The 13,924-nt window shown below is 69.8% G+C and carries 14 protein-coding genes and 1 tRNA gene; 11 read left to right on the top strand and 4 right to left on the bottom strand.

Annotated features, from left to right (window positions below; genetic code table 11):
• The first annotated feature begins 7 nt into the window (after positions 1-7).
• The 3 genes from AVW09_RS02485 (at position 8) to AVW09_RS17510 (ending at position 1,756) form a co-directional block, all read left to right on the top strand.
• Positions 8-913, top strand: a complete 906-nt coding sequence (locus tag AVW09_RS02485) for a DMT family transporter (RefSeq protein ID WP_063256518.1) — start codon at positions 8-10, stop codon at positions 911-913.
• The gene (locus tag AVW09_RS02480; protein WP_231901743.1) at positions 894-1,610 is read left to right on the top strand and encodes a GntR family transcriptional regulator; all 717 of its coding nucleotides are present in this window, start codon (positions 894-896) and stop codon (positions 1,608-1,610) included. Before AVW09_RS02485 ends, AVW09_RS02480 begins: the two co-directional genes overlap by 20 nt.
• A gap of 70 nt (positions 1,611-1,680) precedes the next feature.
• Positions 1,681-1,756: transfer RNA gene (locus tag AVW09_RS17510), tRNA-Met, on the top strand.
• Positions 1,757-1,775: 19 nt separating this feature from the next.
• Here AVW09_RS17510 and AVW09_RS02475 read toward each other — a convergent pair.
• The 3 genes from AVW09_RS02475 to AVW09_RS02465 all read right to left on the bottom strand — a co-directional run bounded on the left by AVW09_RS02475 (position 1,776) and on the right by AVW09_RS02465 (position 4,082).
• Positions 1,776-3,056, bottom strand: a complete 1,281-nt coding sequence (locus tag AVW09_RS02475) for a Fic family protein (RefSeq protein ID WP_063256516.1) — start codon at positions 3,054-3,056, stop codon at positions 1,776-1,778.
• Between the two features lie 72 nt (positions 3,057-3,128).
• Positions 3,129-3,644 carry a MarR family winged helix-turn-helix transcriptional regulator gene (locus tag AVW09_RS02470; RefSeq protein ID WP_063256515.1) on the bottom strand — a complete coding sequence of 172 codons (516 nt, stop codon included), beginning with the start codon at positions 3,642-3,644 and terminating at the stop codon, positions 3,129-3,131.
• A 78-nt stretch (positions 3,645-3,722) separates the two neighbouring features.
• The gene (locus AVW09_RS02465; protein ID WP_063256514.1) at positions 3,723-4,082 is read right to left on the bottom strand and encodes a nuclear transport factor 2 family protein; all 360 of its coding nucleotides are present in this window, start codon (positions 4,080-4,082) and stop codon (positions 3,723-3,725) included.
• A 101-nt stretch (positions 4,083-4,183) separates the two neighbouring features.
• Between AVW09_RS02465 and AVW09_RS02460 the strand changes: the two genes are divergently transcribed.
• The 4 genes from AVW09_RS02460 to AVW09_RS02445 are packed head-to-tail and all read left to right on the top strand — an operon-like array spanning position 4,184 to position 7,672.
• A complete protein-coding gene (locus AVW09_RS02460; RefSeq protein WP_063256513.1) occupies positions 4,184-4,636 on the top strand; it encodes a nuclear transport factor 2 family protein in 453 nt (150 codons plus the stop codon).
• On the top strand, positions 4,636-5,379 hold the full coding sequence (locus AVW09_RS02455; RefSeq protein ID WP_063256512.1) for an ABC transporter ATP-binding protein: 744 nt from the start codon (positions 4,636-4,638) through the stop codon (positions 5,377-5,379). The genes AVW09_RS02460 and AVW09_RS02455 overlap by 1 nt, the downstream gene beginning before the upstream one ends.
• Positions 5,379-6,680: an FtsX-like permease family protein gene (locus AVW09_RS02450; RefSeq protein ID WP_063256511.1), complete on the top strand. Its 1,302-nt coding sequence runs from the start codon at positions 5,379-5,381 to the stop codon at positions 6,678-6,680. Before AVW09_RS02455 ends, AVW09_RS02450 begins: the two co-directional genes overlap by 1 nt.
• A gap of 23 nt (positions 6,681-6,703) precedes the next feature.
• A complete protein-coding gene (locus AVW09_RS02445; protein ID WP_063256510.1) occupies positions 6,704-7,672 on the top strand; it encodes an SDR family NAD(P)-dependent oxidoreductase in 969 nt (322 codons plus the stop codon).
• A gap of 7 nt (positions 7,673-7,679) precedes the next feature.
• Here AVW09_RS02445 and AVW09_RS02440 read toward each other — a convergent pair whose 3' ends face one another.
• Complete coding sequence (locus AVW09_RS02440; RefSeq protein ID WP_063256509.1) at positions 7,680-8,297, bottom strand: hypothetical protein; 618 nt, start codon at positions 8,295-8,297, stop codon at positions 7,680-7,682.
• Between the two features lie 160 nt (positions 8,298-8,457).
• On the opposite strand from AVW09_RS02440, the gene AVW09_RS02435 reads away from it, so the two are divergent.
• The 4 genes from AVW09_RS02435 to AVW09_RS02420 all read left to right on the top strand — a co-directional run bounded on the left by AVW09_RS02435 (position 8,458) and on the right by AVW09_RS02420 (position 13,895).
• Positions 8,458-10,422 (top strand): hypothetical protein, encoded by a 1,965-nt coding sequence (locus AVW09_RS02435; RefSeq protein WP_063256508.1) that lies wholly within the window; start codon positions 8,458-8,460, stop codon positions 10,420-10,422.
• A gap of 8 nt (positions 10,423-10,430) precedes the next feature.
• Positions 10,431-12,050: a class I SAM-dependent DNA methyltransferase gene (locus AVW09_RS02430; protein WP_063256507.1), complete on the top strand. Its 1,620-nt coding sequence runs from the start codon at positions 10,431-10,433 to the stop codon at positions 12,048-12,050.
• Positions 12,037-13,155 carry a restriction endonuclease subunit S gene (locus tag AVW09_RS02425; protein WP_063256506.1) on the top strand — a complete coding sequence of 373 codons (1,119 nt, stop codon included), beginning with the start codon at positions 12,037-12,039 and terminating at the stop codon, positions 13,153-13,155. The genes AVW09_RS02430 and AVW09_RS02425 overlap by 14 nt, the downstream gene beginning before the upstream one ends.
• 110 nt (positions 13,156-13,265) lie before the next feature.
• Entirely contained in the window at positions 13,266-13,895 is a 630-nt protein-coding gene (locus AVW09_RS02420; protein ID WP_156495934.1) for a hypothetical protein, read from the top strand.
• Positions 13,896-13,924: the final 29 nt, after the last annotated feature.

The raw sequence follows: 13,924 nt of genomic DNA, 5'->3' as shown, positions 1-13,924 counted from the left end.
TCTGCTCATGCTTCCCGCCCTCGCGGTCCTCGCCGCCGCGCTCTGCTTCGCCACGACCGGCACCGCGCAGGCGCTCGCCGGCGTCGACGCCTCCCCTCTCGCGGTCGGCGCCGCGCGGATCGTGGTGGGCGGCGGCATCCTGGGCCTCATCGCCCTGGTGCGGGCCCGCCCCCGTGCGAAGATCCCCGCGGCGAAGGGACCGACGGCGCTGTTGATCGCGCTCGGAGCGGTCGGCGTTCTCGCCTACCAGCCGCTCTTCTTCCTCGGCACGCGCGAGAACGGCGTCGCGATCGGCACGGTGGTCGCGCTCGGCTCCGCCCCCATCGCGACCGGAATCGTGGATGCCATCCGCTCCCGGCGCGCGCCCTCGAGCCGGTGGATGCTCGCCACCGCCGTCGCCCTCGCCGGCGTCGTGCTGGTGTCCGGCGTCACGGGCGGCGCGGTCGCCCTCGCCCCCGCTGGTCTCCTGGCCTCGGCGAGCGCGGGAATGTCGTACGCCCTCTATACGGTGTGCGGCAAGGCGCTCATCGAGAGGGGGTGGGATTCCACGCGCGTCATGGGAACGGTGTTCGGCACCGCCGCCGTCGCGAGCGTCCCCGTGCTGCTCGTCGCGGGAACGTCGTGGCTGCTCACCCCGAACGGACTCGCGCTCACGCTGTGGCTCGGGATCGTGACGACCGCCGTGGCCTACCTGCTGTTCGGGTGGGGCCTGGCGCGCCTCACCGCCGTGACCGTCTCGACGCTGACCCTCGCCGAGCCGCTCGGCGCCACGATCCTCGGGCTCCTCGTGCTGCACGAGCAGCTCACGGCCGTGAGCGCGATCGGCCTCGCGCTCATCGCGGTGGGCCTCGCCGTCGTCTCCGCTCCATCCCGTCGACGTCAGGAGGTTCCGGATGCCACGGCCCCGGCGTGATCCCCCGATGCTGCCGCCCGTGCCGCGCGGCACCGACACCGCGCCTCGCCGGGAAGCGCCCGCGCGCGGCGGCACCCCCGGCCCTCGCACCGCCGACGTCGTCGCGGAGGCGGTGCGCGGCGCCATTCTGTCCGGCGAACTCGCCCCCGGCACCCCGCTCCGCGAAGAGGAGCTCAGCTCCACCCACGGCGTCTCGCGCCACACCGCGCGCACCGCGCTCGCGACCCTCACCGCCGAGCGGCTCGTCACCGCGGAGCCGTACCGCGGCGTCCGGGTGTCGGTTCTCGACGACGCGGCCCTCGTCGCCCTCCAGCAGCTGCGCTGCGCCCTCGAGACCGAAGCACTGCGGATCGTCCGGGGGCGTGGCATCCATCCGACCGAGGTCGACGCCGCCCTCGACGCGCTGGCCGCCGCCGAGGCATCCGGGGACTGGCCCGCCACGCTCGACGCGCACGCCCGAGTTCACCGGGCCCTCGTGGATGCCGCCGACTCGCCGCGTATCGCCGAGGAGTACCGGCGCCTCGATTCCGAGATGCATCTGCTGCTCACGCACGTCCGACCCGCGTACGCTCCGGGGGCCCTGACCACCGAGCACCGCGCGTACGTCGAGGCGGCACTGGCCGACCCGGAGCACGCGGTCCGAGAGCACCTCGACCACTCGACGCGCATGATCCTCGAGGGACGTCACGGATCATGACGACACATCCCGTCACGCGGCGAAACGGCCGTTGGCGGCACGTCGACCCCGGGTTAGCGTGGGGGCACATCGCGGCGATCCGGGCGGTCCCGGGCCTCGGTTCATAACCGAAGGCGTGGCGGGTTCGACTCCCGCCGTCGCGTCCACTTCCCCACACCGCGAGCACTACAGCTCGCCCCCGCGCAACCTCCCGACCTGTTCGATATCCGGCGCCGCCGGAGCGTTGCGCGGCCTCCGGCCGGCGGTGTCTCCCGCGCCCACGCGATTGCTGCGCTCCGTCAGCGCGACGAGGCCGAGGTGCCGGTCGGCGCTCCAGCACACGGTGCGGCCGCGCTGATCTTTCGTACGGGCCAGGATGCCGGCATCCTGAAGCTCGGAGAGCGCTCGGTGCGCCGCCGTCGTCGAAACCCCGTACCTCTCGGCGACGCTGCGGAGAGTGACGACCGGCTCCGCCGCGAGTCGATCCAGAACCTTCCGCACCACCGCATCGCTCCGGGGAACCACCGGGGTTGTTCCTCGTTCGCGACGGTGGTCGAGCAATTTCTGGAACGTCCGCCCGTCGAGTTCAGCGACATCCTCAGCGAGGCGCACAGCATTTTCCGCCGCGAGTTCACTGGCATGCGCGAACGAGACGACCCATTCGTCGAGTCGCCCCGCGCGGTAGGCGGTGAGTCCCGAAATGTATGCGCCCGTGTCGCCGGCGAAGACCGTGCTGATCGGGATGAGGATCGAGCGCAGCGCGTCCGACCGCCGGAGCACGGTGTGGATCAGCGCTCGCCCCGTGCGCCCGTTGCCGTCGATGAACGGGTGGATCGTCTCGAATTGCGCGTGCGCGATCGCCGCCCGGATAACCGGGTTGCCCTCGGTCCGCGTCACGAAAGCCGCGAGGTCAGCGACGAGCCGACCCACCTCCGTCTCGGGAGGAGGGACGAACTCGGCGCGGATCGGACTCCAGCCCGACCCTCCCACCCAGTTCTGCTCCGTGCGCAGGCCCCGCGGAAGTGAGGGTTCGATGCGGTGCTGAAGGTTCTCGATGTCGTCGACCGAGATCGCGCGATCGCGGTCTGCGAGCGAGGCGACGGCATCCTCCGTGGCACGGACGTTGGCGATGACATCCAGGGCGACGCGCGAACCATGCTGCAGGGACTCCGCGATCGCGAGGCGCTTGGGGGTGACGCGATTGCCCTCGATCCACGACGACGAGATGCTCTCGGAGCGGACGAGTAGGTGCGAGAGGTAGGCCGCTCGAGTTCCCAAGCGTTCGTCCGCGCGCGCCAGCGCCACGAGCGCGTCGGCGGCGGCGCTTCGCGCCTCCTCGCCCAGGCTCGGAAGATCCGGACCGAGCTCGTCGGGAACGTAGGCGAGGTAGCGCCCGGGCGCGCGATCACGCCTACTGAGCTGCCCTCCGTCGGAGGGCGCCCACGTTCGCTCCACGTACGTTGCCACCGTCGCCTCCGTTATTAACTTTAACGGCAATAGAGTTATTGACGGCCTTCCCGCCTGAACGTTGTGCGGCGGCTAAGGGTGGTCCGCCGGCCGCGGCAGAGTCCCGTGGGCGATGAGCAGCTCATAAATCCTCTCGAACGCCTCGGAAAGCGCGGCGCTGCTCTCGCCGTCGAGCGCGTCCAAGAACACCTTCCGGACGAACGCGATGTGCCCCGGCGACGCGCGACGGAGGAGCTCACGTCCGGCGGGGGTCAGAGTCACGTCCGTGGCACGCCGGTCGATCGCGTTGGACGCCAGCTCGACGAGACCCTCCCCGGCCAGACGTCGCGTCTGATGCGACACCCGGCTGCGCTCCGCACCGATGCGGATCGCCAGATCGGACACCGTCATGGTGCCGGTCGGCTCGCTCGTCAGCGCCACGAGCACGTCGTAGTCGACCAGCGAGATCCCGCTGTCGTCGCGCAGTTGCCGGTTCATCTCGTAGCGCAGACGCAGCTGCACCTTCATGAACGCGAACCACGCCCGAACGTCCGCGTCGTCGTCGAGGAACGCGTACGGCGACTCGGCGGGGACGTCGTATCGACTCATGGGCTCTCCGTCCGTCGGCGCTCCCGACCCGGCATCCGAGCGGGCCACCCTCCAGGCTAATCGGGCCTCCGTCCTCGCTCACGTGAAGAGCACGGTGTACACCTTCGCGAGGAGTCCGTCGCGCAGGATGCCCATGTCGGCGCCGTGCAGCACCGGCGCACCCTCCGGACCGAAGGCCCACGCGAGGTATCCGAGGTCCTGCACCTGGTAGAACGACCCGTCGGGCACGAAGACGAAGTCGGGACCCGCCCCGTCGAGGATCTCCTGCGCCTTGGCGTCGAGCGCGTCGTGGCCCTGCACCTCGGCATCCGGATCCGCGAAGACGACGTCCTCGGTGTATGTGCGGCGGATGGCTGCGCGGCGCGCCTCGCGGTCGCGCTCACCGAACACCTCCCGCAGGTTCGCTTCCATCAGTGCCTTCAGATCGCCGTGCGACATGTCACTCCCACCCTTTTACGTGAACTTTCACCTAAACTAGGGCGAGGGGATGCCACGGCCAAGGTCGAACGCCGACCGACCGCGCTCCACGGGAGGACGCCATGAACGTCGATGACCTGGCCGACCAGCTCGCCCTGCGGGATCTGGTCGCCCGATACGCCCATCACGCCGATCGGAAGCAGCCGGCGGAGCAGGCCGCGGTCTTCACGGTCGACGGACGGGTCCGTCTCTACGACGGCGATCCCGACACGACCGAGCCGATCGATGTGGTGACCGGCCGCGATGAGCTCGAGCGCACAATCGCGGAGCTCATCGCGCGCTACGAGGTGACGACGTACCTGAACGGCCAATCGCTGATCGACGTCGAGAGAGACACCGCCACCGGCGAGACCTACTGCCTCGCGATGCACGTGCTCGACGAGGGCGCGGGCCGCGAGCTGCTCACGATGTCGATCCGGTACCTGGACGCGTTCGCCCGCACCCCGGGCGGGTGGCTGATCGCCGACCGGCGCCTCGTCTTCGACTGGGTCGACCGCCGATCCTCGCACGCGTGATGGGCTCCGACGCCACGGCATCCGTCCCCGCCGTCTCGGCGGTCGGCGTTCGCAAGGGATTCTCGAACTCGCGGATGCCGGAGACCGAGGTCCTGCACGGCATCGACCTCACGGTCGCTCGGGGCGAGATGGTGAGCATCGTGGGCCCGAGCGGCTCGGGGAAGTCGACGCTGCTCGCGTGCCTGGCCGGCCTCGAACCCGCCAGCACGGGCACCGTCACCCTGGCGGGACACGACCTGGGACGTCTGTCGCCGTCGCGGCTCACTCGACTCCGCCGCGACCGGGTGGGATTCGTCTTCCAGTCGTACAACCTCATCCCCGCGCTGACCGCGGGTGAGAACGTGCTGCTCCCCGCCCGCTTGCGCGGCCAGAAGGTCACGACCGACGACGCGCGACGCGCGCTGGCCGCCGTCGGCCTCGAGGGAAAGGAAACGGCGCTCCCCGCGACCCTGTCGGGCGGGCAGCAGCAGCGCGTTGCGGTGGCGCGGGCGCTCTTCGCCGCCCCGGACGTCGTCTTCGCCGATGAGCCCACCGGCGCCCTCGACGGAAAATCGGGCACGACCGTCCTTGGCCTGCTCCGCGCCGCAACGGATACGGGCAGCGCGGTCGTCCTGGTCACGCACGACCTCGACGCCGCGGCGCTCGCCGATCGGGCCGTCGTGCTGCGCGACGGAGTCATCCATCACGAACTCGTCCGTCCGACTGCCGGCGACCTGTTCGACCTCGTCACGGCGGCGGCCTGATGCTCCGTCTCATCGCCACCGACCTGCGGACGAACGCCGTGGTGTGGGTCGGGGTGATCGCGGTGCTCGTCGCCGCGGGGGCGATCGCGGGGATCCCCGAGGCTCTGATCGACACCGCGCTCGCCTCGGAGACCACGGTCATGCTCGGACTCCTGGCCATCGCCGGCGTGGTCATCGCGCTGACCGCGGTCAGCCTCGTGGCGGTCCTGACCTCGGTCGTCCGGATCCTGGTCGAACTGCGCCGCCCCACGTTCGCGCTGTGGCTGATCGTCGGACTCACGCCGCGGCAGGTGAGCGCCGTTCTCCTCACCGAGCTCGCGGTCGTGTCGGCGGTCTCCGTCGCGGCGGGCTCCGCGGTCGCTGTCGCCGTCGCGCCGCCGGTCCTGACGGCGCTCCTCTCCACCTCCCCCGGGCTCGACGCCGTCCAGATCGCACTCCATACGGGCCCCGCCGCGGTGGTCGCCGCCGCCGCCCTTCTCCTCACGGTTCTGAGCGCGATCCCCCTCGCGCGGGCCGCGAGCCGGACGCCCGTCCTCACCCTTCTGCGCGGCGAGCAGACCGCGCGGAACCGCGTGACACCCCGGATCCTCGGCTCCGCCGCTCTCCTGACGATCGCCACCTCGATGATCGCGGGTCTTCCCGGCTCGCTGCCCACCGGCGCCGCTCAGTCCGTACTCATCGGACCGGTGCTGATCGCGGCGGCGGCCGTGTCGGTTCCCGTCTTCTCGCCACTCCTGATCCGCGCGTGGACGGCGATCGTGCCGGCATCCTTTTCCGCCAGCTGGCATGTCGCGCGGGCCGTCTCGACCGAGACCTCGCGTCGGAGCAACGCGTCGACGACCGCGTTCCTCGTGGCGATCGGGCTCCCCTGGACCTTCCTCGTGGGTCAGCAGACGGCGGCAACCGCGATGACGGATGCCGTGGCCCTCGACGTCCGCCCTCTCGCGCTGCTGCTCGGCGGGCCGACGCTCCTGGCCGCGGTGGGAGCCGCGGCGACGGTCTTCATGGCCAGCGCCCCACGCGCGCGAGACGACGAAACGCTCCGCATCGTCGGGGCGGCGCCCGGAGCCCGTCGCCTGGTGGTGACGTGGGAGGCGATCATCGGCGTCGTCACCGCCGCGCTCATCGCCGCCGCGGCGGCCGTCGCCGTCGCCGTCGCCGAGTCCCTGCTGCTCGCCGGAGTCGCGCCGGGCACACACCCCGAATTCGCCCCCGGCACCCTCGCCGTGCTCGTGCTGCTGATGCTCGCGTTCGGCGTCACCGCCGCCCTGGCATCCCGTCGTCGAGGCGCGAACCGATGACCGCCCCGTGAAGAGGAGCAAAAATGACCCCCCACGCCTTGCTCACCACCCCCTTCGGTCCTCGCACGACCGCGCGCGACATCCTTGCGGGCGTCAAACTTGACGGCCAGCGCTTCGTCGTCACCGGCGGCGCATCGGGGATCGGCGCCGAGACGGCGAGGGCCCTCGCCGGCGCGGGTGCCGAGGTCACCATCGGCGTCCGTGATCCCGCGCGGGTCGCCGACGTCGTGCGCGACCTCCAGCCGTCTACGGGTCCGGGACACGTCGAGGTCGCCGCCCTCGACCTCGCCGACCTCGACTCAGTGCGGCGCTTCGCCGACGACTGGCGCGGTCCGCTGAACGGCCTCGTCGCCAACGCGGGGATCATGGCCCTCGCCGACCTCCAACGCACGCCCGAAGGCTGGGAGCGGCAGCTCGCGGTCAACTACCTCGGCCACTTCGCCCTGCTTCTGGGCCTGCACGACGCTCTGGCCGCCGCGGGCACGGCTCGCGTCGCGATCGTGAGCTCGACCGCCCACCTCCGCTCGCCGTTCGTCTTCGACGACCCGCAGTTCGAGCAGCGCCCCTACGACCGCTGGGCCGCGTACGCGCAGTCCAAAACGGCCGACGTGCTACTCGCCGTGGGCATATCCGAGCGCTGGGCCGCCGACGGCATCACCGCGAACGCCCTCATGCCCGGCTGGATCACGACCAACCTGCAGCGCCACCTCGACGACGACACGCTCCGCTCGATGGGAGCAATGGATGCCGACGGCAACCGCATCGACCAGGACCACTTCAAGACCGTCGAACAGGGTGCGTCGACGTCGGTGCTGGTCGTGGCATCCCCCCTGCTCGACGGCGTGACCGGACGCTACTTCGAAGACAACCAGGAGGCCGAGGTCATCGTCGAGACGGTCGGGCGCACGAGCGGCGTCGCCGCCCACGCCGTCGACACCGGTGCGGCGTCGCGGCTATGGGACGAGGCGGAGGCTGTGCTGCGGGGGCGGTGAGGCTCGGTCAGTAGCTCCACTCCCACCCGGTCGGGCCCCCGGCCATCGTCATGACGAGCGACCCCGTAGTCGCCGCGACATCGAGCACCACCCATCCGGACACGCTCTGACCCGGACCGATCTGCGACGGCAACAGCTGACCGCTGTCGAAGCAGGACCACGCGTTCCCCATCGGGTCGTTGAGCCGCTTGCCCTCGCCGTCGTACGCCTGCCAGTCGTACGGTCCGAACAGCAGGAACGGAACGGCCTCGTCGGCGAGTTCGGGCGTCGTCTCGATATTCATGTGGATGCCGAGGAAGTGACCGTTCGCGGGGGCATCGGAGAAGCCGCTCGTGCATTCCGGGTCCACCACGATGTCGGTGACCGCGAAGCGCGACGTCACGACGCCCGACGGGATCGAGGTCGTTCCGGCGAGTTCCCCGATCTGCTTCACGAGGTTCCCGCGGGAGCTCTTGGCGGGTTCCGCCGACGCCAACGCCTCGGGCTGAGCGCCGGTCGGTCCGGTCGACGCGACCGGCGCGGTATCGGGAATCTTGCCCGTGTCGTCGGGCGAGGCCGGCGAGCAGCCCGCGAGGATCAGAGTGAGAGCGAGGGATGCCGCGGCGAGAGGGGCGATCTTGTTCATGCTGTGTTCCGTTCATCGGTGATCCCGGTGTGGGGTCGCTCGGCGGGTGCCGGCGAGGATGATGCTGGCGTGCCGTAGGTCCTATCTAATTTGCACGCGTGATAAGCCCCCTTATCAATTTGTTTCAGCAGGCGGGTTCCGGACTCGCTAGTTTGGCCTCATGGCATCCGATCCGCTCCTCATCGACCTGCCCGGCGTTGCCCGCCTGGCCGGCGTGCGGCGCGCCGTGCCGTCGATGTGGCGGAAGCGGTTCCGTGGCGAGCCCGACCCGTTCCCGCCCGTCCGGACCGAGAAGAACGGCCGCCCGTACTTCGATGCCCTGTCCGTCGCCCAGTGGCTGGCGCGCACATCGCACGGCAACAACCCTTCGGCGGTGGCGGATGCCGCAGCCTCGGCGGCGCCCGCCGGCTTCGAGATCGCCGACCCCGCTCACGTTGCAACTATCGATGCGTTGCTCACGCTGTCCGCGCTGACCGGGGAGACCCTCGCCGGACGGAGCTCCGACGACCTGCGTGCTCTCGCGCGCTCGTCCGATGCCGACGACCTCTTGCTCGCATCGGAAATCGTCGGTGCATCGGCGGCCTGGGCGGCCTGGGCCGATCTGCTGGCCGACGCCGCCTACTCCCCTCTCGAGGCGTCGATCCTGCTGGAGCGCCGCCACGCCGCGACCCGCTCGTCGGCGGGGTCGGCCGGTCCCCTGGCCCCGGAGGCCGAGGACTTCCTCGTGACGCTGGGAACCGCGCTCCTCCCCGCGCGCGACGCCATCCTCACCGTCACCCCGGGCATGTCCCCCTCCCTCACCGTCCGGCTCATGGCCCCATCCGGGGAGCACGAGCTCGGGCTCCCGGATCATCCCGAAAGCCGGGCCGTTCGACGACGGATGGTGCTCGAAGGGATGCCGGTTCCCGAGGGCTCCACGAGAGTCGGGGCCGCACGCCTCACGATTCTCCGTCTCCCGTCCCCCGAGCACCGGTTCTCGGCGGACATGCTCGACGCCGTCAACGAGGTGACTCTGGGGATGCGCGACGACGATCGGGCGGTGGTCCTCGGGCCCGCCGCTGTCCTGATCGGGCCGCTCCCCGCAGCCGAGGATCTCGTGCGTGCGGACGCGCTGCGCACCGGTCGCGTGCGGGCCATCGCCCGACTCCCCCGGGGTCTGGTCACCTCTGCCGTGCGCGAACCGCTCGCCGTCTGGGTGATGGGTCGCGAGACCGGCGACGTGCCGGTCGCCGAGCGCTTCACCGCCGTCGCCGACCTGACGGACGCCAGCTGGACGACGGCCGCGCGCCAGGACCTCGTGAGTGACGTCGTCGCCGCGATGGGTGGGGCACGCGACGTCCGGGCGCACGCGTTCCGGTTCACGGGTCTCGTGCGCACGACTTCGCTGCTTGCCTCCCGCGAAGGCCTGGTGGCTTCGGCGGTTCGCTCCGTCTCGGCTCCCGAGCGCCGAGAGATCCCGGCGCTGCTCGATCAGGCGCGGGCGGCGATGGTCGATCCGGTTCCCGCGACGGTCCCCGCGGAGCGGACCCGACCGGGGCCGGACGTCGGCGCGATCGAGACCATGATCGACGAAGGGCACCTGCGCGTCCTCCCCGGGACGCGCATGGAACCCGACGAGTTCACCACGGCGGGGCTGGTCGTCGTCACCGCCGACGACCTCGATGACACCGCGGCCATCGGCGGCCGCCGCGTCGACCAAATCGCGTTCGCACAACGGCATCCGAACGCCCGCCTCACCCTGCCGGGAGATGTCGTCTTCCGCACGTCGCCGACACCGCGAGCCTGGGTGGATCGCGAGGGCTCGTCCGTCGTCGTGCATCCGGCGCGCGTTCTCCGCATCTCATCGGCCGACCCGGGCGGGCTCGTGCCGCACCTCGTCGCGGTCGACATCGCGCGCGCCACCGGCGATCCCGGCGCCTGGCGTCGATGGCGGCTGCGTCGCGTCGCCCCGTCGTCGACCCGCACCCTCGATCGCGCGCTGGCGGACATCGCCGCTCGGCGTCTGGCCCTCGCCCAGCGGATGGACGCGCTCGACACCTACGCCGACCTGCTCGCCCACGGCATCGCCGCGGGCGTCGTGACCCTCACCGATCCCGCCGCCGACGCGGCATCCGAAGCACCGTAAGGAACCCCATGCCCCGCACACCGAAAGCCGCGCCGCAGGCGCCGTCGACGATGAAAGAGCTGAAGGACACCCTCTGGAAAGCCGCCGACAAACTGCGCGGATCGATGGATGCCTCGCAGTACAAGGACGTGATCCTCGGACTGGTCTTCCTGAAGTACGTGTCGGATGCCTTCGACGAGCGCCGCGCGGCCATCCGTACCGAGCTGCTGGCCGAGTCGTACGACGAGGAGCAGATCGCCGACCTCATCGACGACACCGACGAGTACACCGGGCGCGGCGTGTTCTGGGTGCCGGCCCAGGCGCGGTGGGGCTTCCTCGCCGAGAACGCCAAGGGCACGGGTCCGTCCACGAGCGCCGCGGAGAAGTCGATCGGCGAACTCATCGACGAGGCGATGGATGCCGTGATGCACGCGAACCCGCAGCTGAGCGGAACGCTGCCGCGCATCTTCAACCGCGACAGCGTCGACCAGCGGCGCCTCGGCGAACTCGTCGACCTCTTCAACTCGGCACGTTTCGCCGCCCAGGGCCAGGGTGGTTCGGACGGCCGTCGCGCCCGTGACCTGCTGGGCGAGGTGTACGAGTACTTCCTCGAGAAGTTCGCCGCCGCCGAGGGCAAGCGCGGCGGCGAGTTCTACACTCCCGCCGGCGTCGTGCGCGTGCTCGTCGAGCTGCTGCAGCCGACGCACGGCCGCGTGTACGACCCGTGCTGCGGTTCGGGCGGCATGTTCGTGCAGGCCGAGAAGTTCATCGACGCGCACCACGGCGAGGGCAGCGAGATCTCGGTCTACGGCCAGGAGCTGAATGAGCGCACGTGGAAGATGGCGAAGATGAACCTCGCGATCCACGGCCTCACCGGCCAGCTCGGGTCGCGCTGGGGCGACACGTTCGCGCGCGATCTGCACCCCGACCTCGAGGCCGACTTCGTCATGGCCAACCCGCCCTTCAACATCAAGGACTGGTCGCGCAGCGAAGACGACCCGCGTTGGCGCTACGGCGTGCCGCCCGCGGGCAACGCGAACTATGCGTGGATCCAGCACATCCTGTCGAAGCTCGCTCCCCGCGGGCAGGCGGGCGTCGTGATGGCGAACGGCTCGATGTCGTCGAACTCCGGCGGCGAGGGACGCATTCGCGCCGAGATCGTCGAGGCCGACCTCGTGTCGTGCATGGTCGCCCTGCCGACGCAGCTCTTCCGCTCGACCGGCATCCCGGTGTGCGTCTGGTTCTTCGCGAAGGACAAGGGCGCGCGCGCCGGCGAGGTGCTCTTCATCGACGCCCGCAACCTCGGCCACATGGTCGACCGCGCCGAGCGCGCCCTGAGCGACGATGACATCGCGAGGATCGCCGGCACCTTCCACGCGTGGCGCGGAATCGAATCGGATGCCGCCCTCGATCACTACGAGAACGTTCCGGGCTTCTGCTACTCGGCGACGCTCGCCGAGATCAAGGCCGCCGACTACGCCCTGACCCCCGGCCGCTACGTCGGCGCCGCGGAACTCGAGGACGACGGCGAGCCGATCGAGGAGAAGCTCGCGCGGCTGCGCGCGGAGCTGGAGGCTCAGTTCGCCGAGTCGGCGCGGCTCGCGGATGTGGTGCGCGAGCAGTTGGGGCGTGTCGATGTCAGCCTTTGAGGTTCGCGAATATCGCCTCCAAGACGTCAGCGTGAACTTCGACTCGCTTCGTCGCCCCGTCAAGGGTACGGAGCGACGAGCTGGCCAGTACCCCTACTACGGCGCCTCCGGAGTCGTCGACTTCGTTGACGCCTACCTCTACGAGGGCCTCTACCTACTTGTTGCGGAAGACGGCGAGAATCTCCGAACGCGAAAAACCCCTGTCGCATTCTTGGCCGACGGTAGATTCTGGGTCAACAACCATGCCCATGTCCTTCAAGGGAACGAGCACGCGGACACGCGCTTTCTGGCTCACGCAATCGAACAGATCGACATATCGGGATATCTCACTGGCTCGACGCAGCCAAAACTCACTAAGTCGGCACTGGAGTCCATAAAACTCGCTCTTCCGCCAGTTGCGGAGCAAACGGCCATCGCCGATCTGCTGGCCGCGCTCGACGAAAAGATCGCCGTGAACACGACCCTCGCGAACGTCGCGGATGCTTGCGCATCGTCTGTCCTCATGGGTTCACTCAGCTCAGATCGGGTGCGGCTCGACTCGGTGGCGCGAATCACCATGGGGTCGTCACCCCGGGGCGAGACATTGAACGAACTTGGCTTCGGAGTGCCGTTCTACCAGGGTGTGCGCGACTATGGCTTCCGCACGCCCACACGCCGGGTCTTCACTACCTCCCCGGTCAGAACTGCGGAAGCCGGCGACATTCTTGTCAGCGTGCGGGCACCTGTGGGCGCTGTCAACGTCGCTCAGGAGTCACTTTGCATCGGCCGCGGGCTCGCTGCAGTGCGTTCGACGGTCGACGCTCAAGCGACGCTTTTTCACCAGCTCAAGACGGAGCGCGACATCTGGAAGCCGTTTGAAGCCGAAGGAACCGTCTTCGGCTCTATCAATCGCGATCAGCTGCACGCTGTGCAAGTCCGTTCTATCCGCCCCGAGCGGGTGCGATACATCGAGGACGAGCTGACAGCGCTCGAGTCCGTAATTGCGGTAACGCTCTCCGAGAATCGCACGCTCGCCGCGACCCGCGACGCACTCCTCCCCCAGCTCATGTCGGGGAAGCTCCGCGTCCGCGACGCCGAGGCGATCGTCGCGGACGCCGGAGCCTGAGGAACGGAAAGCCGGTATGTTCGCACCATTGCACCGCCGCACGAATCTGGGGGGATTCGCCGCATGACCACCACGCCCGCGCTCCCGCGACTCACCAGGGGACGCGCGTCATGAGATTCCTGCGCAGGCCCGTGCCCCTGTGGTCTCACCTGGCCGCTTTCGGTGTCGTCGTGCTCGTGCTCGGCGGTCTGGCGGCCGGCGTGGCAGCGGGGTTGCTGACCCCGCCGTGGCTGGCATCCGCTCTGGGACCGCAGAGCGTCGTCCGGAACGAGCAGGTCGTGACTTTCATTACGAAGGAGGAGCAGACGGTGCTTCTCACGCTCGGCGTGGAGGGGATCTCCGAGGCGGAAGGGATCCCGCCCGAGATCCTGAAGGACGTGCCGGTTCTGAAGAAGGTCCGGCTGATGCAGTACAGCCTGACGGCGAAGCTCGGCGTCGATACCGTGACCATCGACGCCACCGGCGACCACCAATTCACGGTGAAGGTCCCGCCGTTCACCTGGATCGGCGAGGCAGACACGAACATCGATCGGGTGATCAGCGACGACGGCGTGCTGAGCGCGTTCACCGCGCAAATGTCGGAGTCGGAGCAGTTCAACGCCATCGTCGACGACGAACTGAAGAACCAGTATCTGAGCGCCAATGACGAAGCGCTCCGAAATCAAGCCGAGTTCCACTTCACCAAACTCGCCCACAGCATCGACCCCGACGCAGAACTCACGTTCGAATTCGCCGGCTGACCCACCGATCCCCACGGAAGCGACACATC

Origin of the sequence: Microbacterium sp. T32, assembly GCF_001619615.1 — a bacterium.
Taxonomy (GTDB): Bacteria; Actinomycetota; Actinomycetes; order Actinomycetales; family Microbacteriaceae; genus Microbacterium.
This window is presented reverse-complemented; position numbering and strand designations above follow the sequence as displayed.